Annotated in this window: 24 protein-coding genes; 11 read left to right on the top strand and 13 right to left on the bottom strand. The window is 63.2% G+C overall.

The window, feature by feature from the left end; translation table 11 throughout:
- Positions 1–221: 221 nt before the first annotated feature.
- Positions 222–362 (bottom strand): hypothetical protein, encoded by a 141-nt coding sequence (locus JT360_RS23250; protein WP_214474446.1) that lies wholly within the window; start codon positions 360–362, stop codon positions 222–224.
- Between the two features lie 130 nt (positions 363–492).
- On the opposite strand from JT360_RS23250, the gene JT360_RS23255 reads away from it, so the two are divergent.
- Entirely contained in the window at positions 493–1134 is a 642-nt protein-coding gene (locus tag JT360_RS23255; RefSeq protein WP_214474448.1) for a TetR/AcrR family transcriptional regulator, read from the top strand.
- 47 nt (positions 1135–1181) lie between these two features.
- Entirely contained in the window at positions 1182–1469 is a 288-nt protein-coding gene (locus JT360_RS23260) for an HlyU family transcriptional regulator (RefSeq protein WP_214474450.1), read from the top strand.
- Positions 1470–1561: 92 nt separating this feature from the next.
- Here JT360_RS23260 and JT360_RS23265 read toward each other — a convergent pair whose 3' ends face one another.
- The 3 genes from JT360_RS23265 to JT360_RS23275 all read right to left on the bottom strand — a co-directional run bounded on the left by JT360_RS23265 (position 1562) and on the right by JT360_RS23275 (position 3718).
- Complete coding sequence (locus JT360_RS23265) at positions 1562–2260, bottom strand: helix-turn-helix transcriptional regulator (RefSeq protein WP_214474451.1); 699 nt, start codon at positions 2258–2260, stop codon at positions 1562–1564.
- 45 nt (positions 2261–2305) lie between these two features.
- Positions 2306–3238 (bottom strand): NAD(P)-dependent alcohol dehydrogenase, encoded by a 933-nt coding sequence (locus tag JT360_RS23270; RefSeq protein ID WP_214474495.1) that lies wholly within the window; start codon positions 3236–3238, stop codon positions 2306–2308.
- 102 nt (positions 3239–3340) lie between these two features.
- Entirely contained in the window at positions 3341–3718 is a 378-nt protein-coding gene (locus tag JT360_RS23275) for a nuclear transport factor 2 family protein (protein WP_214474453.1), read from the bottom strand.
- 229 nt (positions 3719–3947) lie between these two features.
- On the opposite strand from JT360_RS23275, the gene JT360_RS33675 reads away from it, so the two are divergent.
- From JT360_RS33675 to JT360_RS23285, 3 genes are all read left to right on the top strand, one after another.
- Positions 3948–4745 carry an NAD(P)/FAD-dependent oxidoreductase gene (locus tag JT360_RS33675; protein WP_250889016.1) on the top strand — a complete coding sequence of 266 codons (798 nt, stop codon included), beginning with the start codon at positions 3948–3950 and terminating at the stop codon, positions 4743–4745.
- Complete coding sequence (locus JT360_RS23280) at positions 4745–6385, top strand: glycine cleavage T C-terminal barrel domain-containing protein (RefSeq protein WP_250889017.1); 1641 nt, start codon at positions 4745–4747, stop codon at positions 6383–6385. Before JT360_RS33675 ends, JT360_RS23280 begins: the two co-directional genes overlap by 1 nt.
- A gap of 100 nt (positions 6386–6485) precedes the next feature.
- Positions 6486–7925 (top strand): FAD-binding oxidoreductase, encoded by a 1440-nt coding sequence (locus JT360_RS23285; protein ID WP_214474454.1) that lies wholly within the window; start codon positions 6486–6488, stop codon positions 7923–7925.
- Positions 7926–8002: 77 nt separating this feature from the next.
- On the opposite strand, the gene JT360_RS23290 is transcribed toward JT360_RS23285, so the two are convergent.
- Positions 8003–8893, bottom strand: a complete 891-nt coding sequence (locus JT360_RS23290; RefSeq protein WP_214474455.1) for a LysR family transcriptional regulator — start codon at positions 8891–8893, stop codon at positions 8003–8005.
- A 102-nt stretch (positions 8894–8995) separates the two neighbouring features.
- On the opposite strand from JT360_RS23290, the gene JT360_RS23295 reads away from it, so the two are divergent.
- Entirely contained in the window at positions 8996–9865 is an 870-nt protein-coding gene (locus JT360_RS23295; RefSeq protein WP_214474456.1) for an SDR family oxidoreductase, read from the top strand.
- 28 nt (positions 9866–9893) lie between these two features.
- On the opposite strand, the gene JT360_RS23300 is transcribed toward JT360_RS23295, so the two are convergent.
- From JT360_RS23300 to JT360_RS23320, 5 genes are all read right to left on the bottom strand, one after another.
- Positions 9894–10688 (bottom strand): ATP-binding cassette domain-containing protein, encoded by a 795-nt coding sequence (locus JT360_RS23300; protein WP_214474457.1) that lies wholly within the window; start codon positions 10686–10688, stop codon positions 9894–9896.
- The gene (locus tag JT360_RS23305) at positions 10688–11785 is read right to left on the bottom strand and encodes an ABC transporter permease (protein WP_214474458.1); all 1098 of its coding nucleotides are present in this window, start codon (positions 11783–11785) and stop codon (positions 10688–10690) included. The genes JT360_RS23300 and JT360_RS23305 overlap by 1 nt, the downstream gene beginning before the upstream one ends.
- Positions 11786–11862: 77 nt before the next feature.
- Positions 11863–12819, bottom strand: coding sequence for a rhizopine catabolism ABC transporter substrate-binding protein (locus tag JT360_RS23310; RefSeq protein WP_214474459.1), 957 nt, complete (start codon positions 12817–12819; stop codon positions 11863–11865).
- 113 nt (positions 12820–12932) lie between these two features.
- Positions 12933–13832 carry a myo-inosose-2 dehydratase gene (gene iolE, locus JT360_RS23315; protein ID WP_214474460.1) on the bottom strand — a complete coding sequence of 300 codons (900 nt, stop codon included), beginning with the start codon at positions 13830–13832 and terminating at the stop codon, positions 12933–12935.
- A complete protein-coding gene (locus JT360_RS23320) occupies positions 13829–14947 on the bottom strand; it encodes a Gfo/Idh/MocA family protein (RefSeq protein WP_214474462.1) in 1119 nt (372 codons plus the stop codon). The genes iolE and JT360_RS23320 overlap by 4 nt, the downstream gene beginning before the upstream one ends.
- A gap of 98 nt (positions 14948–15045) precedes the next feature.
- Between JT360_RS23320 and mocR the strand changes: the two genes are divergently transcribed.
- On the top strand, positions 15046–16515 hold the full coding sequence (mocR, locus tag JT360_RS23325; RefSeq protein WP_214474463.1) for a rhizopine catabolism transcriptional regulator MocR: 1470 nt from the start codon (positions 15046–15048) through the stop codon (positions 16513–16515).
- A gap of 218 nt (positions 16516–16733) precedes the next feature.
- On the opposite strand, the gene JT360_RS23330 is transcribed toward mocR, so the two are convergent.
- Complete coding sequence (locus JT360_RS23330) at positions 16734–18434, bottom strand: AfsR/SARP family transcriptional regulator (RefSeq protein WP_214474464.1); 1701 nt, start codon at positions 18432–18434, stop codon at positions 16734–16736.
- Between the two features lie 143 nt (positions 18435–18577).
- On the opposite strand from JT360_RS23330, the gene JT360_RS23335 reads away from it, so the two are divergent.
- Both JT360_RS23335 and JT360_RS23340 read left to right on the top strand, forming a co-directional pair.
- Positions 18578–19246 carry a peroxiredoxin gene (locus tag JT360_RS23335; protein WP_214474465.1) on the top strand — a complete coding sequence of 223 codons (669 nt, stop codon included), beginning with the start codon at positions 18578–18580 and terminating at the stop codon, positions 19244–19246.
- Positions 19247–19282: 36 nt separating this feature from the next.
- Positions 19283–20416 carry an NAD(P)/FAD-dependent oxidoreductase gene (locus JT360_RS23340; protein ID WP_214474466.1) on the top strand — a complete coding sequence of 378 codons (1134 nt, stop codon included), beginning with the start codon at positions 19283–19285 and terminating at the stop codon, positions 20414–20416.
- Positions 20417–20548: 132 nt separating this feature from the next.
- Here JT360_RS23340 and JT360_RS23345 read toward each other — a convergent pair whose 3' ends face one another.
- A complete protein-coding gene (locus tag JT360_RS23345; RefSeq protein ID WP_214474467.1) occupies positions 20549–21751 on the bottom strand; it encodes an MFS transporter in 1203 nt (400 codons plus the stop codon).
- Positions 21752–21899: 148 nt separating this feature from the next.
- Positions 21900–22358, bottom strand: coding sequence for an Lrp/AsnC family transcriptional regulator (locus tag JT360_RS23350; RefSeq protein ID WP_214474468.1), 459 nt, complete (start codon positions 22356–22358; stop codon positions 21900–21902).
- Positions 22359–22545: 187 nt separating this feature from the next.
- Between JT360_RS23350 and JT360_RS23355 the strand changes: the two genes are divergently transcribed.
- Together JT360_RS23355 and JT360_RS23360 are read left to right on the top strand one after the other, a co-directional pair.
- Positions 22546–23280 (top strand): AzlC family ABC transporter permease, encoded by a 735-nt coding sequence (locus JT360_RS23355; RefSeq protein ID WP_214474469.1) that lies wholly within the window; start codon positions 22546–22548, stop codon positions 23278–23280.
- A complete protein-coding gene (locus JT360_RS23360) occupies positions 23277–23576 on the top strand; it encodes an AzlD family protein (RefSeq protein WP_214474470.1) in 300 nt (99 codons plus the stop codon). Before JT360_RS23355 ends, JT360_RS23360 begins: the two co-directional genes overlap by 4 nt.
- Positions 23577–23592: the final 16 nt, after the last annotated feature.

The raw sequence follows: 23592 nt of genomic DNA on the forward strand, positions 1-23592 counted from the left end.
CCCCACGAATGTGGGGGGAGAGGTGGCTCGGCGAAGCCGAGACGGAGAGGGGGAGTGGCTCGACCTCTAATGTATTCTGAGGAAACTCGCCTACGCCGCAGCCCCCTCTCCGACCGCTTCGCGGCCACCTCTCCCCCATTACATGGGGGCGAGGAAACCAAGTTCTGCACAGCACAAAAAAGCCCGGGAGACCGGGCTTTTTTCGTCAGGGCGTGCCGGCATCATTCCTTGCCGACATACTCGCTGATCAGCTTTTCGTTGCGGGCCTTTTCGATCTTGGCGGTCATTTCGGCCGACAGGCGCTCGTCGGTGCGGTATTTGGCCAGGTTCACCAGGCTGCCGGTGAGCAGCAGGATGCCCATGGCCCAATAGCCCTTGGTCGACAGATCGACGGCATTTTTGAACGCTGTTCACGAAAGCCTTTGTATGGTAACAAAAGGGAGATCGCGGTTCGAACCAGCGTTCCGCGCAGGCATGAATTCAGGGACAAGCATGGCACTGGACAAGGAAGAGACGGGTGAGCGGGTGCTGGCGATTGCCGAGACGCTGCTCAACGAGGGCGGCATGGACAATCTGAAGGCGAGGACAATCGCCGAACAGGCGGGCATCTCGGTCGGCTCGGTCTACAATCTGTTTTCCGATCTCGACGGGGTGCATCGTGCCGTCAATATGCGGCTGCTCGACCGGCTGGGCGCGGCCGGCGCGGCGGCAATGGCCGATCTTAGCAGGCGCGGCATCACCGATGTGCGCCAGCGCCTGCTGGCGCTGGCCGGCGCCTATGTGCGCTTCGTCGAGGCGCATCCGGGCAGCTGGCCGGCACTGCTGGCCTTCAACAGGCGCCGCCCGACGCTGGCCGAACCGGATGCCTATGAAGCGCGGCTCGACCAGCTGTTCGAGATCATCGCCGGCGTGCTCGCCGGCGGCGACTTCGACCTCGACGCCGATACGCGCAGGATCGCCGCGCGCACATTGTGGTCAAGCGTGCACGGCATCGTCACCAGCGGCTACGCGGGTAAGTCCGTTCACCGGCAGGCTGACGAGATCGGCCGGCAGATCGAGCTGCTGGTCTCGGTCTTCATCAGGGGGCTGGAACGCGGGGGCACATTCGCGCATGCTGAGACAACGGCGTCGTGAATCGCGAAGAAGCCGCGGTTTGCAGGACGAACAAGGAGATTTGAGCAATGTCTTTTCTGAAACGTCTTTTCGGCGGCGGCGGCGGTGAAGCGGCCGAGCCCGCGGCACCCGCCAAGCAGGTCGAGCACAAGGGTTTCCTGATCAGCGCCACGCCCTACAAGGCCGAGGGCCAGTACCAGACCTGCGGCATCGTCTCCAAGGAGATCGACGGCGTGATGAAGGAGCACAAATTCATCCGCGCCGACCGCTTCGCCGGGCTCGACGACGCCGTGGACATCTCGATCAAGAAGGGCATCCAGCTGGTGGATGAACAGGGCGAGCGGATTTTTGGGTAACGGCAGGTGGCGCGGTGATCATGGATGTCGCGCTAGAACGGCCCTACTGGCCTGAGGGTCGAACAGACCGTCGCAAGCAATGGATGATCACGTCAGCCGGATAATTTCGCATTTTCGCCATCAACCTTGGCTCGCCATTGTTTGGCCAGATCGCGGCGGCGCCCCGGGTAGCGGCTGGCCTGTAACTCCGCGCGACCAATTCGATCCGTGCGGAACAGCCGAAAGTCTTGCCGCAACTCGCACCAGCCCGCGACGAAGCGTTTCGTCTCGACAAAGCCAAGCATGATTGGCCAAATGATCCGCTCGGTTTCAGGCCCCACGGGGTTACGATAGGTAATGAGAAGCTTGCGCTGCTCGCGCATCGCCTGACGTACCATTTGCAAATCGATCTCCTTCGCATGGGCTGGCGTACGGCCGACATGGAAGGCGTTCTCATTCAAGGTTGAGCGGAGTTCGACGGGCAGCACCGCCCCGATCTTACCAAGCAAGTTTTCCGCGGCGAGTGCGAGGCCCGGATCCGTCTGCCGGCTTACCCACTGCGCTCCCAGGGTGAGGGCGTGCATTTCGTCTTCCGAGAACATCAGCGGCGGCAACAGAAAGCCGGGCTTCAAGATATACCCAAAGCCCGGCTCACCTTCGATCTGCGCACCCAACGCCTGCAGGGCCGCGATGTCACGATAGATGGTCCGTAGAGAGACCCCGGCCTCGAGCGCAAGCTCAGTGCCCGGTACGGGGCGCTGGTGCCGGCGCAACATCTGCATAAGCTCGAAAAGCCGGTTACTCTTGGACATGAGACCATCCTAGCATACCTCTTGCCAAATTTTGGCAGCGGGCTGTTAGGCCATGGATACCAAGCCTTTTCCACCGAGTTTGCGGCCGGATTCAAGGGCGGTCACCAGCGGAATCGCATCCTGAAGGCGAACGACTTCCGCCACCGGCAGCCTGAGCGCACCCTCGCCAGCCGCGTGGGCAAGGTTGTCAAGAACGTCGGCGCGCGCCGTGCATATGATTGGCTTGAGGTGCCGATTGAAAAGAGCGCGGATGAACTTGGCCGGCGTCGGGTCAATGTCCAGATACACGCCGCCCTTGCGAAGCAGGCCAAGCCCAACCGAAACCGTCATTGTGCCGGCGGTGTCGTAGACAACATCGAAGCGATTGCTGATCTTCGAAAGGTCAGTCTTGCGATAATCGAATACGGTCTGAACGCCGAGATCGCGGGCTCTTTGCATGGCTTCAGCACTGCAGCTGCCTGACACTGTCGCGCCGAGCATGCGGGCGATTTGAACCGCCGACTCGCCGACGGCGCCAGTGCAGCCGTTGATGAAGACGTGCTTCCCGGCCGTCAGCTTCGCCTTGTCGATGAGGCCATTCCAGGCAGTGATGCCGGGGGTGGCAAGGCACGCCGCCTCCTCGAAGGAAATGGAATTCGGCTTCTTGGCAAGGAAGCTCTCCGGCACGGTCACGGCTTCACTGATTGCGCCGCCATCTTTGATTGGCGCCAGGCCAAACACGGCATCGCCAATCTTGACGCGCGAGACGCCGGGACCAACCGAGGTGACGGTCCCAGAAAAGTCGCTGCCCAGGGCGCGGGGAAAGGTTTTTCCCGTCACCATCTTCAGCGCGCCGTTGCGCACTTTCCAGTCGATTGGATTGATGGCTGCGAAATTGACCTTTACGGCAACCTCACTATTGCCCGGCGCGCGAAGCTCGAAAGTCTCGAGCTTCATCAATTCAGGGCCGCCGTAGCGGTCATACTGGACGCGTTTCATAGAACGTCTCGTAGGTATGGAGGTGACCACCGCGGCCAAGGTGCTTGGCCGTTGGGTCTCAGGGGTAGTGATAGTCATTGGGAGTCTTTCTGCCGGTGCGGCTCAGTGGGGCTGGACCGTTTTCAGGTATTCAGCGAAGGGCATGCCGTCGTAGATCACGGTGGTCGATGCGATCTTGCCGTTCTTGATGACGACGTGCTCGGCAACAACCGCGCTCGGGACCGGATAGGTTTCCGCATTGTAGACAATGACGGCGTGCTCATCATCGCCGAAGGCTGCAAGCAGCGTCAGCGCCTTGATCATCGAGGCGAAGCCTTCCTGGAAGCTGCGGAATGCTTGCACGCCCTGAAGTTCTCCCACCGGAGAAATGCAGACCACGTCGTTGGCAGAAATAGAGACAATCTGATCTGCGTTCTTGTTGGACATTGCGTCGAAATAGGCCTGCGCGATTGTCATGGCCTTACCGTTTGTTCCAGTCATCGTTCGTTCCTTTGTTGCGTGTTGATGACCAGCATATAGACCAAGGCAGTGACAGATTTTGTCAGCATGATGCGCTGCTAGCAGCAGACGGTGGGTAAGGACGCGCAGCCAAGCGCCGGCTGCATAAATCCAGCTTATCGTCACCCCTAGTTTTTGAAGACGTTACAAGGCGTTTCGGCGTCTGTAGCTTCGACCGTACACATTGGAAATGCCGGGTTTTGGTGGGTCGATGCAGACGCATGCGCGGGTGGTGATTGTTGGCGGCGGGTGCGTCGGCGCGGGAATCCTTTATGGCCTGGCAAAGCGCGGCTGGACCGACGTCGCACTCCTCGAACGCACGCAGCTGACGGCCGGCTCGACCTGGCATGCGGCGGGGCTGATCCCATCCTATGCCCGCAATATCAATGTCGGCCGAATGATCAACAAGACCATCGAGATCTATGAAGGGCTGGAGGCCGAGACCGGGCAGCCGGTCGGATGGCACAAATGCGGCCAGCTGCGCATTGCCAACAGCTGGGACCGGCTCGACGAATTCAAGAGCTATATGAGCGTGGTCGACGTTCAGGGCATGCGGGCGCATTTGCTCTCGCCCACCGAGGCCCGGCGGCTGTGCCCGCTTCTCGACAACAAGCATATGCTGGGCGCCCTCTATCATCCCGATGACGGACATATCGCACCGGCCGACGTGACCCATGCCATGGCCAAAGGCGCGCGGGATCTGGGCGCCAAGATCTATCTGAACACCGAGGTCACCGGCTTTCAACGGACTCCAAGCGGCGAATGGCTGGTGGCGACGAACAAGGGCGACATCACCTGCGAACATGTGGTCTGCGCGACCGGCAATTACGCGCGCCAGACCGGCGCATTGCTCGGCCTCGACATCCCCGCCATCCCGATCCTGCATCAATACTGGATCACCGAGCCCGTGCCGGAGATCATAGAGCGGAAAAAGCAGGGACGTGCGGAAATGCCGATCCTGCGCGACGAGGGTTTTGAGGCTGTTTGCGCGAGGAGGGGGATGGCTTGATGTTCGGACCCTACGAGCGGACCGAACACCTCAAGCTATTCGCCGAGGACGGCGTTCCCGCCTGGTTTGGCGCCGACCTCGTCGAGGAGGATTTCGAGGCGGTGTCGTGGAACTGGGAGCAGGCAACGCAACTTGTGCCGGCGCTGGGACGCGCCGGGATCAAGGCCAATGTCCGCGGTCCCTTCCAGATGACGGCGGACGAGCTTCCCCTGATGGGACCGGCCTGGGGCCTGCCCAATGTTTGGTTGGCCGAGGGTGTGCCCGGCGGCATTCTGTGGGGCGGCACGATCGGCTACTATCTTTCGGAGCGGATCGTCGAGGGCGGCAACAGCCTCGACACCTCCGATCTCGACCCGCGCCGCTTCGGCGACTACGCCAACAAGGCCTGGACGCGCGAGAAGGTCCGCGAGGCCTGGGGCACGCATGCGGAGCAGAAATATCCGGGACAGGACATGCCGGCCGCGCGCCCGCAGAAGACAGCGCCGTCCTATGCGCGGCTGACCGAGTTGGGCGCGGTCTGGGGCGTGCTCAACGGCTGGGAGATGCCCAACTGGTTCGCGCCCAGAGGCGTCGAGGCCAAGGACCAGCATAGCTGGCGCTGGACCGCCAAGGGGGCGTTCGTCGCCGAGGAGGTGCAGGCCGTGCGCAACGCCGTCGGCCTGGTCGAGATGACACCGATGACCAAGTTCGAGGTGTCGGGGCCGAACGCGGCTGCCTGGCTCGACAAGATCCTGGCCAACCGCCTCCCGGCGACCGGCCGGGCTGTGCTGGCGCATCACCTCACGGCGGGAGGCGGCGTGCAGGCGGAATACATGGTCGCGCGGCTCGCGGAAGACAGCTTCTACCTGATTTCGACGCCGCGCGCCGAGCGCTGGAATTTCGACGATCTCTCAAAACTGCTTCCCGCCGACGGCAGCGTCAGCCTGAAGAACGTCACCAGCGAGCGCGGCTGCTTCACAATCGTCGGGCCCAACGCGCGAGACGTGCTGCAACCCCTCACCGAGATCGATCTGTCGAATACGAACTTCCCCTGGTTCGGCGTCAAGTCCGGCAGTGTGGCGCTTGCTAGCGACGTGCGTCTGCTGCGGGTGAACTATGAAGGCGAACTCGGCTGGGAGCTCTACCATCCCATGGCCTACCAGCGGCAATTGCTGGATGCGATCCTGAAGCAAGGCGAGAAGCACGGCATGCGGCTCGTCGGGCTGCATGCGCTGGAATCGCTGCGGCTGGAGAAATCCTACCGCGCCATGTACCGCGACATGAACCCGGAGCTCAACGCGCTGGAGAGCGGGCTCGAACGTTTCGTTCGCCTCGACAAGGGCGATTTCGTCGGCCGCGACGCGGTGCTGAAATACAAGGCGAGAGGCGACCAGCGCCGGTCGGTGACGCTCAAGATCGAAACCGATGGCGCCAGCACGCTCGCCAGCGAGGGCCTTTACATCGGCGGCGAGCTGGTCGGACGTATAACGTCGGGCGGCTATGGCTACACGCTCGGACACGATGTGGCGCTGGCGCTGCTGCCCGAGCGGCTGAGCAAGTCCGGCACGAAGCTGGACGTCGCCATCCTGGGGGAATGGAAGACGGCAGAGATCATCGCGGATTCGCCGTATGATCCCAACTCGGCCAGGGCGCGGATGTAACGCGCCGCAGGTTGCCACCCCCCCGAAACTTGCCTGATGTCTAACATAAGCGCACACTAAAATTAGGAGGAGGGGCAACAACACTATTGGGAGGAAAATCATGGATGCTATGAGCTTCACTACCCTCGAAGGCGGTAAGGCGACGATCGAGGCCGCAGCCCTGGACGCGCTCTCGGCGCAGTTCCGCGGCACGGTGCTGCGGGAAGGAGACGCCGCCTACGATGACATCCGTGGCATCTGGAATAGCATGATTGACCGGCGGCCAAAGCTGATTGTGTGTTGCGTCGGCGCCTCCGATGTCGTCGCGGCTGTGAATTTCGCCAGGGAAAATAGCCTTCTGGTCTCCGTGCGCGGTGGCGGCCACAACATCGCCGGCAGCGCCGTCTGCGACGGCGGCCTGATGATCGATCTGTCCTCGATGAAGTCGATACGGGTCGATCTCGCGGCACGGCGGGCCTGGGTCGGACCGGGCGCCACGCTTGCCGATGTCGACCGGGAAACGCAGGCGTTCGGACTGGCGCTGCCGACCGGCATCAACTCGACCACGGGCATTGCGGGCCTGACGCTGGGCGGCGGCTTCGGCTGGATCACCCGCAAATTTGGGCTAACCATCGACAATCTCATCTCCGCCGACGTGGTAACCGCCGACGGCAGGCTGCTGCGCGCCAGCCACAGCGAAAACCCCGACCTGTTCTGGGCGTTGCGCGGCGGCGGCGGCAATTTCGGCATCGTCACGGCGTTCGAGTTTCAGCTCCATGAGTTCGGGCCGCAAGTGCTATCGGGACTTGTCGTCCATCCCTTCGCCGATGCCGAAAAGGTGCTGCGCGAATATCGCAGGGCGCTCGAAACCGCGCCGGACGAACTGACCTGCTGGGTGGTCATGCGGCAGGCGCCGCCGCTGCCGTTCCTGCCGAGCGAATGGCACGGCAAGGAGGTGCTGGTGCTGGCCATGTGCTATTGCGGCGACATTCAGGACGGCGAAAAGGCGACGCAGGCGCTTCGCGCCATCGGCACGCCAATCGCTGACGTCGTCGGTCCCAATCCGTTCACCGGCTGGCAGCAGGCCTTCGATCCGCTGCTGGCGCCCGGCGCCCGCAACTATTGGAAGAGCCATGACTTCACCGAGCTTTCCGACAGCGCGGTCGAGATCGTCACGGCGGCGATATCCCGGCTTCCCGGTCCGGAATGCGAGATATTCGTCGGCCATGTCGGCGGGGCGGCGGGCCGCGTCAGGGCGGATGAAACGGCGTTCCCACAGCGCAGCTCGCATTTCGTCATGAACGTCCACGCCCGCTGGCGCGAACCGGCAATGGATAGGGCATGCATCGACTGGGCTCGCGGCATCTATGAGGCAGCAAGACCCTATGCCGCCGGCACGGCCTATGTGAACTTCATGCCGGAAGACGAGGTCGATCGGGTCGAAGCGGCGTACGGCGGCAACTATCGCCGGTTGCTGGAAATCAAGCAGCGCTATGACCCGCTAAACCTATTCCGCATGAACCAGAACTTGCGTCCGAAGGAGGGCCTGCGGGCCGCCTGATGACATCAAGCCGCAGGGGAGGGAAAGGCGCGTTCAACCGCGCCTTTCCCTTGAACACCCGAAAGCGGGTTCGGTCATCACCTGCCAATATAGGCGGCTAGTTCGTCCGGCGTCCCATTAGGGAAGGCCTGCTTCAGAAAATCCATGAACGCCGACACACGCGCGCTGAGCAGCCGTCGGGATGGGTAGAGCGTCCATAGAGCGATCTCGGGGCCGTCGATATCCCCCCAATTTACCAGTGTGCCGTCAGCCAAATCGTGGGCCACCAACGAAATGGGAAGACGTGCTGCACCGACGCCTGACCGCACCGCATCGCGAACCATGATCAGCGTTGACAAAGCGAGGACAGGCTCGATTGTAATTGTTGAGCGGCCAGCTTGTGTCTTCACGTGCCATGTTTGCCGATCGCCTACGCCGCGCGCAACGCCAGGAGCGGCGCGTCCACCGGTCGGGCGAGGAAGGCCGGGGCTCGCCACCACGACCAGGCGGTCGCGGAGAAACACCCGTCCGACCAGGCTTTCGTCGGGATCCGGATTGACCCGGATTGCCAGGTCGTAGCCTTCCTCGATCATGTCCACATACCGGTCCTCGGTCGTGACCTCCAGCCTCACCTCCGGATACTGAACGGCAAACCCCGCAGCAATCCTCCCCATTGCGGTCTGAGAAAAATGCAAAGGTGCGCTGATCCGCAATCTGCCCTTGGGTCTCTGACCGCCCGAGGCAATCGCCGAAGCCGTCTCGTCCAGTTCGGCGAGCAACGCCGCCGTCCGCTCGAAGAGCGCCCTTCCTTCTTCGGTAAGCTTCAGGTTACGCGCACCCCGTTCAAACAGGCGCAGATCGAGGCTGCTTTCCAACTCCCCAACGCGCCGGGACAGGGTCGCCTTGGGCCGACTCGTGGCCCTTGCCGCTTTGCCGAAGCCACCATGACGGGCAACGAGATTAAAATCGGCGAGGGCAAGGAGATCCATATCTGTTCCACCAGTGGGACGGTGCGTCTAAAATTTCCGTCTGTTGGGCTCTTTGTGAGCCACACATATTGGAGGTGTCAAGCAAACCAACAGGAGAAATTCATGACCATTCTCGTTACCGGCGCCACAGGCAATATTGGCCGCCAAGTCGTCGAACACCTCGTCAAGCGCGACGCCGATGTGCGTGCTCTCGTCCGCGATCCGTCGAAAGCCAACTTCCCGGCAGGCGTATCCGTCGTGCAAGGCGACTTTCTCGACGTCGATTCGCTGCGCAAAGCCATGTCTGGAGTTTCCACCCTGTTCCTCTTGAACGCGGTGGTGCCGGACGAATTCACCCAGGCTTTGGTCGCACTGAACATCGCCCGATCGGCCGGCATCGAGCGGATCGTCTATCTGTCGGTGATCCACGCTGACGTCTATGTGAACGTGCCGCACTTCGCGGGTAAGTTCGGCGTCGAGCGGATGATCGAGCAGATGGATTTCAAGGCCACGATCTTGCGCCCGGCCTACTTCATCCAGAACGATCTGATGGTCGAAGACGTCATCACCGGTTACGGCACCTACCCAATGCCGATCGGCGCGATGGGCCTCGCCATGATCGACGTCCGTGATATCGCCGAGATCGCCGCCCTTGAGCTGCTGCGCCGCGAACAGTCCGCGGAGCCGCTTGCGCTCGAGCGGATCAACCTCGTCGGTCCAGAGACGCTGACTGGGACGGATATCGCCGCAATCTGGTCAGACGTGCTCGCCCGCCCGATCAACTACGGCGGCGACAATACAGAAGGCTTTGAGCAAAATCTCAAGCAGTTCTTGCCCGCCTGGATGGCCTACGACATGCGCTTGATGGGCGAGCGCTTCTTCACCGACGGAATGCTGCCTGAGGCCGGCGACGTCGCGCGCCTGACTGCCCTGCTTGGACGCCCACTGCGCCCATATCGCGACTTCGCCTCACAGATCGGTGCGTCCGCCTGACGAGCAGCACGTCCGCCACCGCCGCGCGCTAAACCGGGCCGTGTCTGCCCGGCTTGGCCAGCTCCTGCTCCAGGTCCACCAGTTCCTTGCCGCCCGCCATCAAATTGAGGAGCTGGTCGCGGTCGATTTCGCCTTTGGCGTAGGTGCCGGTGCTTCTGCCGCGTTTCAGCAGGGTGAAGCGGTCGCCGACGACATAGGCGTGATGGACGTTGTGGGAAATGAATATGACGCCGATGCCGCGCGCCTTGGATTGCACGACGAGCTTCAGAACCACCGATGCCTGGTGGACCCCCAGCGCCGACGTCGGCTCGTCCAGGATCAGCACCTTGGCGCCGAAATAGACGGCACGGGCGATCGCCAGGCACTGCCGTTCGCCGCCTGACAGCGTGCCGACCGGCTGTTCGGGATCGCGCAGCTGGATGCCCATCGCCGACATCTCGTCATAGGCGGTGCGGCTGGCGAACTCGGTGTCGAACTGGCTGATCGGCCCGAACTTGCGCATCGGCTCGCGCCCGAGGAAGAAGTTTCGCGCCACGCTCATCAGCGGCACCAGCGCCAGGTCCTGATAGACCGTGGCGATGCCGCTGTCGCGCGTATCGGCGGGCGAGGCAAACCGTGCCGGCTTGCCCTGCACGCGGATTTCCCCCTCGTCCGGAGCGTAGACTCCGGACAGCGTCTTGATCAGTGTCGACTTGCCGGCGCCATTGTCGCCGAGCAGGCAATGCACCTCGCCGGGACAGACATCGAAAGACACGTCCTTCAGCGCGACGACCGAGCCGAAATATTTGCTGACCGATTTCAGTTCGACATAGGGCTCGGCCATCACCGGCTCCTCATGGCACGGTTGCGCACATAGCTGTTGAACAGCACAGCGATGACCATCATGGCACCCATGAACAGCTTGAACCAGTCGGTGTCGATGCCGGTGTAGAATATGCCCATCTGCACCACGCCGAAGATCAAGGCGCCGAACATGGCGCCGATGGCCGATCCATAGCCGCCGGTGAGCAGCGTGCCGCCGATGACGACGGCAATGATGGCCTCGAATTCCTTCTGCGTGCCGCGCAGCGTGTCGGCCGAGCCCGTGACGAGGACCTGGATCGCCGCAAACAGCGCGGCCGCCATGGCGGTCATGACGAACAGCGTGATCTTGGTGCGCGCCACCGGCACGCCGAGATTGCGCGCGGCATTGGCTTCGCCGCCCGCGGCAAAGATCCAGTTGCCGAAACGGCTGCGCGTCAAGAGCCAGGTGCAGGCCACCGTCAACACGATCCACCACACGATCGACACCGGAATGCCGGAGATCGACGGCAGGCCGTCCGCGCGCTTGCCGATCAGGCCGATGTCGGAAAGCCAGGCGATCAGGCCGGAAAACACCTGCCCTGAAAACAGGCTGTTGAGCGGATCGTGCAACGCCAGCTCATGCACGCCCGAGACCTGGGTCCGGCCTGAAATGCCGCGCGTGAGGCCAAGGGTGAGGCCGCGCAGCATGAACAGGCTTCCGAGCGTCACGATGAAGGAAGGCAGCCCGGTCCTGACGACGGCGAGCCCGTTCAGCGCGCCGATGCCGCCGCAAACGGCGAAGGTGAACAGCAGCGAAAGCCAGATCGGCCAGCCCCAGAAAACGGCAGGGATGGCGATCAGGATGCCGGCAAAGCCGATCATCGAGCCGACCGAGAGGTCGAATTCGCCGGCGATCATCAAGAGAGCCACGGGCGCGGCGAGAATGCCAAGCTGGGCCGAGACTTCGAGGAAGTTGACGATGCCCTTGGCACTGAACAGCCCCGTGTTGCCCGCCGTGATCGCGAAGAACACGAAGACCAGGACGGTGCCGGCGGCCGCGCCAAGCTCCGGCCTGCTCAAGAGGCGGCTCAGGCGTGAGACGGACCGGACCCGCTCGTCGCGAATCTCTGAAATCATGGCTGCGTGACCTTCACCTAGAGCGGTCCATCGTTTCACTGGTGAGAGCGGCCGGGGCGAGGCCCCGGCCGCCAGTGTTAGCGCTTGCCGAGTTTCGACAGCTCGATAACCGAGGCGGCGGTGTCCTTGGTGACGAAGCCGGGGCCGGTCGGATAATCGGCGATCGGCATGATCTTATACTTTTTCCAAAGGTCGAACATCGCGACCGGGATATAGCCCATGGCATATTGCTGGGCGTCGATGCCCCACTCCATCTTGCCGCCGACAACGGCCTGCAGGATCGTGGGGGAAAGATCGAATGTGCCGGTCTTGACCTTGCCCGAGAGGCCCATTTCATCAAGCGCGGCCAGCGTCGGTTCGGCACCGCTGGCGCCGACGGCGAGAATGAACTGCGTATCGGCATGGGCGGTCATGTAGGCGATCACGCGGTTCTTCATTTCAGTCGGGTCAATGACGCCATTCATCACCGGAACGTCGACGCCCAGACCCTTGGCAAAGCCGGCGCAGCGGTCGTCGAGGCTCGAATTGCCCACCTCATGGTTGGCGCAGACCGCCTTTGTGAGGCCGAGCGCCTTGATGCGCTCGCCGGCCGTGACGCCCGCCTGGAATTCATCCTGCCCCATGAACAGCAGGCCGCCAAGGTCATGGGTAAGCTTCGAGCCGCCGGAATCGATGACGATGACCGGGATGCCGGCGGCGACGGCGTTCTTGACCGGACCCGATAGGGCCGCCGCATCGGGGATCGAAACAACCATGCCGTCGGGCTTCGAGGCCGTGATGGCGTCGATCATCTGGCCCATCTTGGCCATGTCGAAAGTTTCGGGCGCCAGATATTCGGCTTTGACCCCCAGGGTCTTGGCGGCATCGTCCATGCCGTTCTTGACGACCGACCAGTAGGGGTCGCCGCTCTGGCCATGGGTGACGAACACCACCCGCGTATCGTCGGCGGCCGCAAGGGTCGTGGCCGCCGCCATCATGGTGAAGCCGGCCAGCAGGCCGAGCGCAGGCTTACTTAATTTCGCAAGCGAAAACATAAAACCTCCTGTTTGTTTTCCGCCGCCGCAGTTACGGTCAGCAGTCCAGTTGCCCCTTCATTCCAGTTTCATTCCTCAGCACTGGTTCCCTGGAGGCCGCATGCGGCCTCGCTTCATTCCACGACGGTAAATCCGGCTTGCCTTGCCATGCGCGACAGGTTCTGAAATCCCATCGTCGCATAGGTCAGCGGGTTGGCCTTGTTGGGATCCTGCTCGGCCTCGACGACCAGCCAGCCGCTGTAGCCATTGTCGGCCAGCACGCGCAAAATAGCTGGGTAGTCGATGAAACCGTCGCCGGGGACGGTGAATATCCCTTCCATGACCGCAGCCATGAAACTCATGTCTTGCGCGCGGGCTCGCTCAAGGACGGCCTTGCGGGCGTCCTTGCAATGCACATGCACGACGCGATTGACATGCGCCTTGATCAAGGCGAGCGGGTCGCCGCCTGAAAATATCGAATGGCCGGTGTCGTAGAGCAGGCCGACCGCTTCGCCGGTGTGTCGCATCAGCAGGCCGACCTCGGCATCGGTCTCGACGATGGTTCCCATATGGTGGTGAAAGGCCATGCGCACGCCGAAATCCGCCATCCGTTCAGCGAGCGCCGTCAGCTTGCCGCCATAGGCCGGCCATTCATCCGGGCCGAGCGTCGGGCGCTGCGAAATCGGTCCCCAGATGGCGTTGTGGCGGCCTCGCGAGGTGTCGGCATAGACGACATGGGTCGAGCCCATATCCCTGAGAAGCTGGAGATGCGGCATGATCGCATCCATTTCCGCGCCGACGTCCTTCTCGTCGCAACGGCCGTCATACCAGCCGGAAATCACGGCAAGGCCGTAGCGCTCCATGATCGGCTTGAGCTCGGCGGACCGGCGCGGAAACTTGCCGCCAAGTTCGGTGCCGGAATAGCCGGCCTGCCGGGTTTCGCCGAGACAGACCTCAAGCGGCGTATCGCCGCCGAGTTCGGGCACGTCATCATTGGTCCAGGTGATCGGATTGATGCCGATGCGAACCGTCACGGGCGAACTCCTGATTGCTTCGACTGGGCAATGTGATGGCGGGCGAGACCGGCCAGCAGCGTCATGTCGCGACGCGCGTGCTCGGCGGTGTTGCGCACGGGCGTGCCTTCGACGATCGCCGACCAGAAACCCTTCAACTCCTCGACGAAGGCCTCCTGGTAGCCGCTGCCGATGTCGCGGCTGGAAAGCGTGTGGCCGTCGCCGGTACGGACGGTCAGCCGCGTCGGTTGATGGTTGAGATAGGGCGAGGGGAATTCCAGCTCGAGAGATGCGTCGTTGAAGTAGAGCGTGATGCGCTCGCGATAGTCGGGAAGCCCTGGGGCGGCGAGATGCGCCATGTTCCATAGCGCCTGGCCGCCGAGCAGCCGCACCGCGCCCTGGCCGCCTTCGCCCTTGGCAAACAGGCAGGCGCCGACGATTTCACCATCGGCGACACCGAGCGCATCCAGCAAGCCATGGACGGCATTCACGTCGTGCACGATCGACGAACAATAGGCGCCGACAAAGCCGCGAAAGGCGTCGGGATCGTCCATTCCGGGCACCGCGCGATCCACCTGCTCGCGCTGCCCAGCTTCGGTCGAGGCCACCAGCCCGTCCGCGACGTCGTCACCGCGGCAAGTGGAGTGGTGCCGGATGAAGGGCCATGCGTCGGGATCGTTGACCTCGACCGAAATGTAGCGAAGCGTTCGCGCCGTGCCCGGCAGCATTTCCAGTGCCGCCTCGTAGCTCGGATCGAAACGCTTCATGTAGCCGACCTGGAGCACCGTCGCGGCGCGATCCCGGGCGGCGATCAATTCGTCGATGTCGCCGGCGCTGTAGCAAAGCGGCTTTTCGCAGAAGACATGCAGCCCCCTGGCAAAGGCGGCGAGGCTTTGTTCGCGGTGCAGCGCATCCGGCGAGGCTATGACCACGGCGTCAAGCGGAATCGCGAGAAGCGCGTCGAGATCGGAGAATGTCTCAAGACCGAATTCCTCGCCGACAAAGGCGCGGACTTTTCGCGAGGGATCATAGACGCCAACGATCTTGAACTGCCGGTGCAGCTTGAGCAGGTTCGGAATGTGCTCGACCTGGGCGACACCGCCCGCACCGATCACTCCCACTCTTATGCAACGCATCGGCCAGCCCCATCTGAACCCGGACGCTTTTTTCTTGAGCCTAAGGCACCTTTGGTTCCATTGTTAGAGCCAGATTTCATTGATTTTTAGGAACCACGATGAAGACCAGTTTTCCGATCGACGGCATCGCCCTGGATCGCGAGGGTCCGGTCAATTTGCACCGGCAGCTCTATGTGCAGTTGCGGGGCCTGATCGAGCGGCGCGTGCTGCCGAGCGGCCATGCATTGCCCTCGACACGGGTCATGGCGCGGGATTTGAATGTGGGGCGCAACACGGTGATCGCTGCCTGCGACCAGCTGGCGCTGGAGGGCTATCTCGCGATAAAGCCGCGCAGGCCCTCAGTGGTCATGGACCTGCCGACCCGCTCAGTGGCGGCCGAACAGGTGTCGGTCGAGGACGCCAATCCGATATCGCTGCGCGGACAAACCATGCTCGCCCAGCCCTATCATCATGGCCGGCCGGGCATGCTGGCCTTTCATCCCGGCATGCCGGACCCGGACAATTTTCCGTTCAACACCTGGTCGAAACTGCTCAGCCGCCGCGCCAAATTCGCGCATATCGACCTTTTCGGGACCTATCACGTCAAAGGCTATCCGCCGCTTTGCGAGGCCATAGCGCGCTATCTCACCGCTTCGCGCGGCGTGAGGTGCACCGCCGAGCAGATCGTCGTCACCAACGGCGCGCAATCGGCGTTCGATCTTCTGGCCCGGCTGCTGACCGACGAAGGCGACACGGTATGGATGGAGGAGCCGGGCTATTACGGCGCGGGTTCGGCCTTTGTCTCGGCAGGGGCGAAGCTGGCACCGCTGCGCGTCAGCAACGCAGGCTGGAACCTCGACCCGCCGCCGGTCATTCCGCGCATGATCTTCGTGACGCCCTCCTGCCATCATCCGCTCGGCATAACCATGCCGATGGAACAGCGGCTCAATTTGCTTCACATGGCCGAGACCTGGCGCTCATGGATCATCGAGGACGACTATGACGGCGAATACCGTTTTCAGGGGCAGCCCATTCCGGCGCTGCAGGGCAGCGGCGCGTCAAACCGCGTGGTCTATGTCGGCACCTTCGCCAAGATCCTTTTCCCGGCCATGCGCCTCGGCTTCATGGTGGCGCCCAAGGCGATAGACCATACGATCGTCTCGGCGCTGAGCGTAAGCGGCCAGTTCGCCCCGTTGCTCACCCAGGCCGCGCTCGCGGATTTCATGAACGAGGGGCATTTCACCCGCCATCTCAGACGCATGCGGCGTCTCTACGCGGAGAGACGGCAGTCCTTCCTGGAAAGCGCGCAAAGGCACCTTGGAGAATGGCTGGATTTCCACACCACCGAATCCGGCATCCAGGTCGTCGGCATTTTTCGCGAGACATGCAGCGACAGGGTGATCGCCGAGGCGGCGCTGCGGCAGGGGATCAACGTCTCGGCTCTGTCGATCCAGTATCGCCATGGCGCCGGGCAAAGCGGTCTTGTCATGGGCTTCGCGGCTGCCGATGCGCAGACAACCGAAAAGACGATGCACGGGTTTCGTGCCGTGCTGAAAACCCATTTCTCGCGCACGAACGATCTCGGGTGAGATCCCGAGATCATCCGTCGTTTCGAAGTCGCCTTCGCTTCTTCAAGGCACAGTGATCGTCAGGCTGCTATGCTGGCTGCAACTCCCGCCGCGGCAGCGGCGGGAAGGCGATCACTATGCCCGCCGCACCCAGGCCGATAAGGGCTGAGCCGATGAACCGCCAGTGGCAACTGGCACACGGATTTGTGGGTAAAGCGGGCTCGAATTCTCAACACACTTTAGCCCGTCATACGCTCCAGACAACGTGCCTCATCGATGGGCCTGCCGAGAGCGGCAAAGCGCGAGGCAGCTTCTTCAAATGCCGCCATGGCGCGGTTTTCGCTGCGCTCGGCGCGGCGCTGCACTCCGCGCGCTTCCCAGACGGCCGCCACCCATGGTCCGCCATTCCACATGCCGGCCACCCGTTCAGCCTCGTCAAGCCGCCGGTTGACCTGTTCCACGTCGCCCGCCTCGGCCAGTGCAACCGCCGCGGCGGTGCGGAAGGTCATCGAGCAAGGTTGGCAGCTGTAACCAGCGGACAGCATGCGGTCGCCTTCCTGGATGGTCGCGGCGATCTTGTCAGGCGCAGACGCGGCCCGCACCTCAAGACCCTTCAGGCTGATCAGCAGATGCGGCGCAAGCCAGGAAGATCGGGCAAGGGTCGTGGCGCGCCGGATCAGCCGTCCCGCTTGCCATTTCTGGCCACGCGCCAGCGCAAGTTCCGTCAGGCGCTGGAGCGCCAGCACGCGGCCGGCAACGGCCCCAACCTGCGCATAGAGTTTTTCTGCTTCCGTCAGCATGCGTTCGGCCTCGCCCAATTGGCCCGAAAATAAAGCAGCTTCCCCCAGCACCAGCGAGGCAAGGCCGCGCCCGGCAAGCGATCCGGCGCCCTCGGCGACCGATAGCAGCTCGCGCGCCGAAGCGGCGATGTCGTGATGGCCCTTGGCACTGCAAAGGCAGAATTCGGCCAGGCACAGATGCCCGTCAAAAACGTTGGAGACAAAGGCTGGCTTGGCCCGCACCCATTCGATGAACTCCGCCCGGAACAATTCGCGCCATTGCCCTTGCATGTGGGCCACCAGCCCGATCAAGGCACTGGCCTCGCCAACCTCGCGGGCAAGTCCGGCGCCCATCGCCAGCTCACGGGTTTCCCTGCCGACCTGCGCGGCCTTGGCGAAATCACCGCTTTGCAGGTGCAACAGGCCCCAGGCCAGCGAGCCGCGGATGCGATCGCTCAATCCGACCGGATCGATCGAGGGCACGGCCAGCGCCTTTTCGTAGAGCTTCACGGTTTCAGCGCCCGGGCCGACTCCAAGGTCGATCCGCAGGCTTTGGCTGAGCTGATTGAACAGCCTGATCGCTTCGGCCCTGTTGCCAGCATCCAGCGCTGCCTGCATCAGGGCGCATTGGGCCTGCTCATCGGCGGGGTCCATTGCGATCAGACGCTGCCATAGCCTGCCCGCCCGCAGCACATCTGCATAGCGCTGCCGCAGGGCCTGGCGGGGTGTCTCGAACCAATCGACATAGGGGTCGTCCGGCAGCAGGTCGCCGGTGTAGAGATCGGCGGCCATTTCGCAGGCGGCGGGATCGGAGCCGCGCAAGGCAAGCTTGGCGGCGGCCTCGAATGCTTCCAGGTCAATTTCAAGATCGGCCGCCGGGGCAAGGGTGATGACATCGGCCGTCTGCTCGATCAGGTCATGAGCGCCCAGCGCACGGCGGGCGAAGTGGATGGCCTTGCGCAGGTTTGCCCCAGCGGCCTCCGGATCAAGATCGGGCCAGAAGGCCTCCATGACCTGTTCGCGGTGGATGCGGTGCGAACGGGTGACGGCAAGCAGCTTCACCAGCCCCGCACCCCGGTCACGCCGCCACGCCGCAGCCGGAATGACGTGCCCGTCAAGACCGACACTGAACCCGCCGAGCAATTGAATCTGAACGCGCACTCGAAGCCCTTTCAGCATGCGATCACCCGCTGCCGCCAAAAATACGGCCGTCACAAGCACCTGTGCGGCGGGGAACGCTGGCGGAACATAGGTTGCCTAGTCTGCCCTGGTAGTCAATTCCAACGCTCTGACAGGAGAACCAAATGTCTCTTCGTATCGCCGACATGGCGCCCGACTTCACCGCCGAAACCACACACGGTCCGATCAATTTCCACGAATGGCTGGGCAACTCATGGGGTATCCTGTTTTCCCATCCCAAGGATTTCACCCCCGTCTGCACGACCGAGCTTGGCTACATGGCCAAGCTGAAGCCCGAGTTCGACAAGCGCGGCGTCAAGATCATCGGGCTCTCCGTCGACCCGGTCGAGCGCCATGCCGGATGGGCTGATGACATCGCCGAGACCCAGGGCTACGCACCGAACTTTCCGATGATCGGCGACCCGATGCTGGCCATTGCCAAGCTGTACGACATGCTGCCCGCCACGGCCGGCGACAGTGCCGAAGGGCGCACGGCAGCCGACAACCAGACGGTGCGCCACGTCTACGTCATCGGTCCCGACAAGAAGATCAAGCTGATGATCGCCTATCCGATGACAACCGGCCGGAACTTCGACGAAATCCTGCGCGTGGTGGACTCCATGCAACTGACCGCCCGGCACCGGGTGGCCACGCCGGTGAACTGGCAGCAGGGCGACGAGGTGATCATCGCGGGTTCGGTTTCGAACGACGAAGCCAAGGTCCTTTACCCCGATGGCTGGAAGCAGCCCAAGCCCTATATCCGCATCGTCCCGCAACCGCACAGCAATGCCTGAGCCGTCTTCCAGGCACCGGCAACAAGAGGTGACAGTATGAAACCCCGTATTCTTATCCTTGGCGCCGGTTTTGGCGGGCTTGAGCTCAGCACGTCCTTGTCGGAAGCCCTGGGTGACAGCATTGCTGTCACCCTGATCGACAAGTCGGATTCCTTCGTGTTCGGCTTTGCCAAGCTCGATCTGATGTTCGGCCGCGCAACCGAGACGGCTGTGCGGCTACCATACGCCGACTATGCCAAGTCCGGCGTCGTGATGAAGCGCGAGACCGTCACCGCCATCGACCCGGAACGGCGGTGCGTGACGACCGACAAGGGTGTGCACGAGGCGGACATACTGGTGGTCGCTCTCGGCGCAGATTATGACGTATCGGCCACGCCCGGCATTACGCTCGGCCGGAACGAATTCTATACCGTACCGGGCGCCGCTCACATGGCGAAGGTGCTGCCAGGCTTCATCCGGGGCCATGCCGTGATCGGCGTCTGCGGCGCGCCCTATAAATGCCCGCCTGCGCCCAGCGAGTGTGCCCTGATGCTGCACGACTACCTGACCGAGAGGGGTGTCCGCGGCAACTGCCAAATCACCTGTGTGAACCCGATGTCGAGTCCGGTGCCACCTTCTCCCGAAACGTCGAAGGCTCTTCTCGCGGCTTTCGCCGAACGCGGTATTGTCTTCATTCCAAGCACCCGCGTGGTTTCCGTGGACGAGGGCCGCAAGGTTGTGACGCTCGACAATGGCAGCGAGCTGCCCTGCGATCTGTTCCTTGGCGTGCCCAGGAACCGCGCCCCGGATGTCGTCGTCGAGGCCGGCATGACCGAGGGCGGCTGGGTCACTATCGATCCGCGCACACTCGAAACCCGCTTTCCCGGTGTTTACGCGTTGGGCGACCTGGCCAATACGGGTGCGCCGAAGGCGGGGGTCTTTGCCGAGGGCGCCGCGCGCACCGTTGCAGCGAACCTGATTGCCAGGCTGCGTCATGAGGAGCCAACGGCCAGGAACCCAGGTGCGGGATCCTGCTACATCGAATTCGGCGCCAACAGGATCGCCAGGGTGGATGTGGATTTCTTTTCCGGTCCAAAACCCACCGGCGCTTTCTATGAACCGTCGGAGGCTTTGCGAGTCGACAAGGTAAACTTCGGCTCCAGCCGCAAGGCCCGCTGGTTCGGGCATTGAGCTTCGACAATGGCGGCGCCGGCGGGTCGTCACCGGCGCCCGTCCCATCCAACAGAGCAGGTTTTCCGCATTTGCTTGGAGCGGTCCACCGTTTCACGGAAACGCCGAACCGCCTTTTCTGCTGGACTTGCTTCAGGCCACCTGCAACTGCCGTCGCGGCAGCGGCGGGAAGGCGATCGCTATGCCTGCAGCACCAAGGCCGATAAGGGCCGAGCCGATGAACAGCCAGTGGTAGCTGGCATAGGCGTCGAACACCATGCCGCCGGCGAGCGGGCCCAAGGCCATGCCGAGGCTCGACAGCATGGTGGCGGCGCCGAACACGGTGCCGAGGATGCGCTGGCCGAAATATTCGCGCGCCAGCACCGCGTAGAGCGGCATGACGCCGCCATAGGTGGCGCCGAAGATGACGGCCAGCATATAGAACTGGTCGAGCTGGCTGATCGAGAGATAGGCGGCAATGACGACCGCCTGGATCGCCAGACCCGCGATCAGCACCGGCTTGACGCCGAGCCTGTCGGCCAGCACGCCGTAGAGCAGCCGGCCGCCGAGGCCAGCCAGACCCTCGACGCTGTAGATCGAGACCGCCGCCATCGGCGCGACGCCGCACAGCATGGCATAGCTCACCATGTGGAAGATCGGCCCGGAATGGGCGGCGCAACAGGCAAAGAAGGTCAGCCCCAGCACGATGAATTGGGGCGAGCGCAGCGCCTGGCCGACGCTCATGCCGGCACCCTCGGCGACCGGCGCGGAGGCCGCATCCGCCACGGCAGGCTTTGGCGGCTGGCGTACCAGCAGCACCGCCGGCAGCAGGAGCACCCAGGCCATGATGCCGATGTCGAACATGGCGGTGCGCCATTCATAGGCCGAGATCAGCCAGCGGGCGAAGGGCGAGATCGTCATCGGCGCTACGCCCATGCCGGCCGAGACCAGCGAAACCGCCAGGCCGCGATTGGTGTCGAACCAGCCAGTGGTCAGCGCGATCATCGGCGCGAAGAAGGCGCTGGCGGCAAGCCCGACGAGCACGCCATAGCTGATCTGGAAGGTCAGCAGCGAGCCGGCGCGGCTTGCCACCACCAGCGCCAGGCCGAGCAGCACGGCGCCGATCGCCACGACGATGCGGGCGCCGAAGCGGTCGGAGAGGGCACCCCAGGCGAAGCCGCCAAGACCCATCACCAGGAAGTTCAGCGTCATGGCGCTCGAAATGCCGGCGCGCGACCAATTGGTGTCGATCGCCATCGGCTCGAGGAAAATCGCCAGCGAAAACATCGTACCGATGGCGACACAGGACATCAGCGCGCCAGCCGCGACGATGACCCAACGATAGGAAAGGTTCATTCAAATCTCCCATGCCAGAGGGCAGCGCCGTGCGCTGCTTGCGTCCGAAGGACGCTGGCACCGAAGCCGATCCTACAATCTGGTTGCATTTTTTATCCAGTCTGAAGCGGCGATGTTCCCGGCCACCCAGTCGCTTTTACGGGAGCTGTCAGATCGGCAGTTCCAGCGTGTACTTGATCGTCTGGCTGGGGACGTCGGTCTTGACGTTCTGGACACCCTTGATGCGGCTCAGATGCTCCGACTGGAAGCGGCGGTAGTCGTCGATGCTGGCCGCCACGATGCGCACCATGGCATCGCAATCGCCGAGCATCAGATAGCATTCCATGACCTGGGGCAGCTTGGCCACTTGGGTGGCGAAATGCTCGATCGTGTCCTCGTCCTGCGCCTTCAGCCAGATGCGGGTGAAGAAGGTGAGGCCCTTGCCGATGCTGGCCGGACTAAGCACGGCGACATAGCGGTCGATGACGCCGGCCTCTTCCAAAAGCTTCACGCGCCGCAGGCAAGGCGAGGGCGACAGGCCGACCTCATTGGCCAGATCATTGTTGGCCATGCGGCCGTCGCGCTGCAGCGCCCGCAGGATGCGCCTGTCGATCTCGTCAAGTTTCATGGTGTTGAATTCCATCTTTTACGGCATCTGTGACATTCAGTGCCAAAAATGGATGGAATGCAACGATCTTCGCAACCAAATTGCGGAGGGATGTGGGTATCTTTGCTGCCGGTATCACGAGAGTTCAAACGCAGGGAAGCGGCTGCCGCGAGGCAGGCCGACGGCAAGGCATGAGCATTTCCGGGACATGAGCATTTCACAGACAGTCGAAGCGGCGGGCAACGGCTCGGGATCGGAGTTCCGTCGGGGCGTGACATCCTGCGCGCCGGTGCTGTTGGGCACCATCCCCTATGCGCTGGTGCTTGGCGCCCAGGCCACGCAGAAAGGGCTGAGCACGGTTGAACTGTCCATGATGACGGGGCTGAACTTCGCCGGCGGCTCGGAATTCGCGGCGATCCAGTTGTGGACGTCGCTGCCGCATATGCTGCTGATCGTCGCCATCACCTTCCTGGTCAACAGCCGGCATCTGCTGATGGGAGCGGCCCTGGCGCCGTTCCTGCGCGACCTGCCGCGGCGCAAGGTGTTTCCGGCGCTGTTCTTCATGTGTGACGAAAGCTGGGCGCTGGGCCTGTCCGACGCCAAACAGCGCACTGCTGCCGGCATCACGCCGGCCTTCAGCCCGCGCTACTATATGGGCGCGGCACTGGCGATGTATCTGACCTGGGTGGCCTTCACCACGCTGGGCGCCTTGCTCGGCCCAATGCTTGGCCATGTCGAGACCTACGGTTTCGACATGGCGTTTCCGGCGGTCTTCCTGGTGCTGATGCGCGGCATGTGGAAGGGCGTGGCGGCGGCACGGCCTTGGCTGGTCAGCCTGGTCGTCGCCGCGCTCGTCTATCTCTTCGTTCCCGGCGCCTGGTATGTCGCGGCCGGTGCGGTGTCGGGCCTGGTCGCGGCCTGGCTGATGGCAGGTGACGCATGATCAATGCCGCGACCCTTCTCACCATCGTACTGATGGCCGGCGTCACCTATCTCACGCGGATCGGCGGTTATGTCGTGCTGCGCAACCGCGTGCTCGGCGCGCGTGCCACGGCGGTGATGGAGGCGGCGCCCGGCTGCGTGCTGATCTCGGTCATCGCGCCGGCCTTCGTGTCGCGGAACCCGGCCGACCTCCTGGCGCTCGCCATCACCTTCATCGCCGCGACGCGGCTTTCCATGCTGCCGACCGTGCTGATCGGGGTCGCCGCGGCGGGCCTGCTCAGGCATTTCATCGGCTAGAAAGGCAGTTGCTGGT

It is taken from the genome of Mesorhizobium sp. dw_380 (assembly GCF_018588885.1).
Classification (GTDB): domain Bacteria; phylum Pseudomonadota; class Alphaproteobacteria; order Rhizobiales; family Rhizobiaceae; genus Mesorhizobium.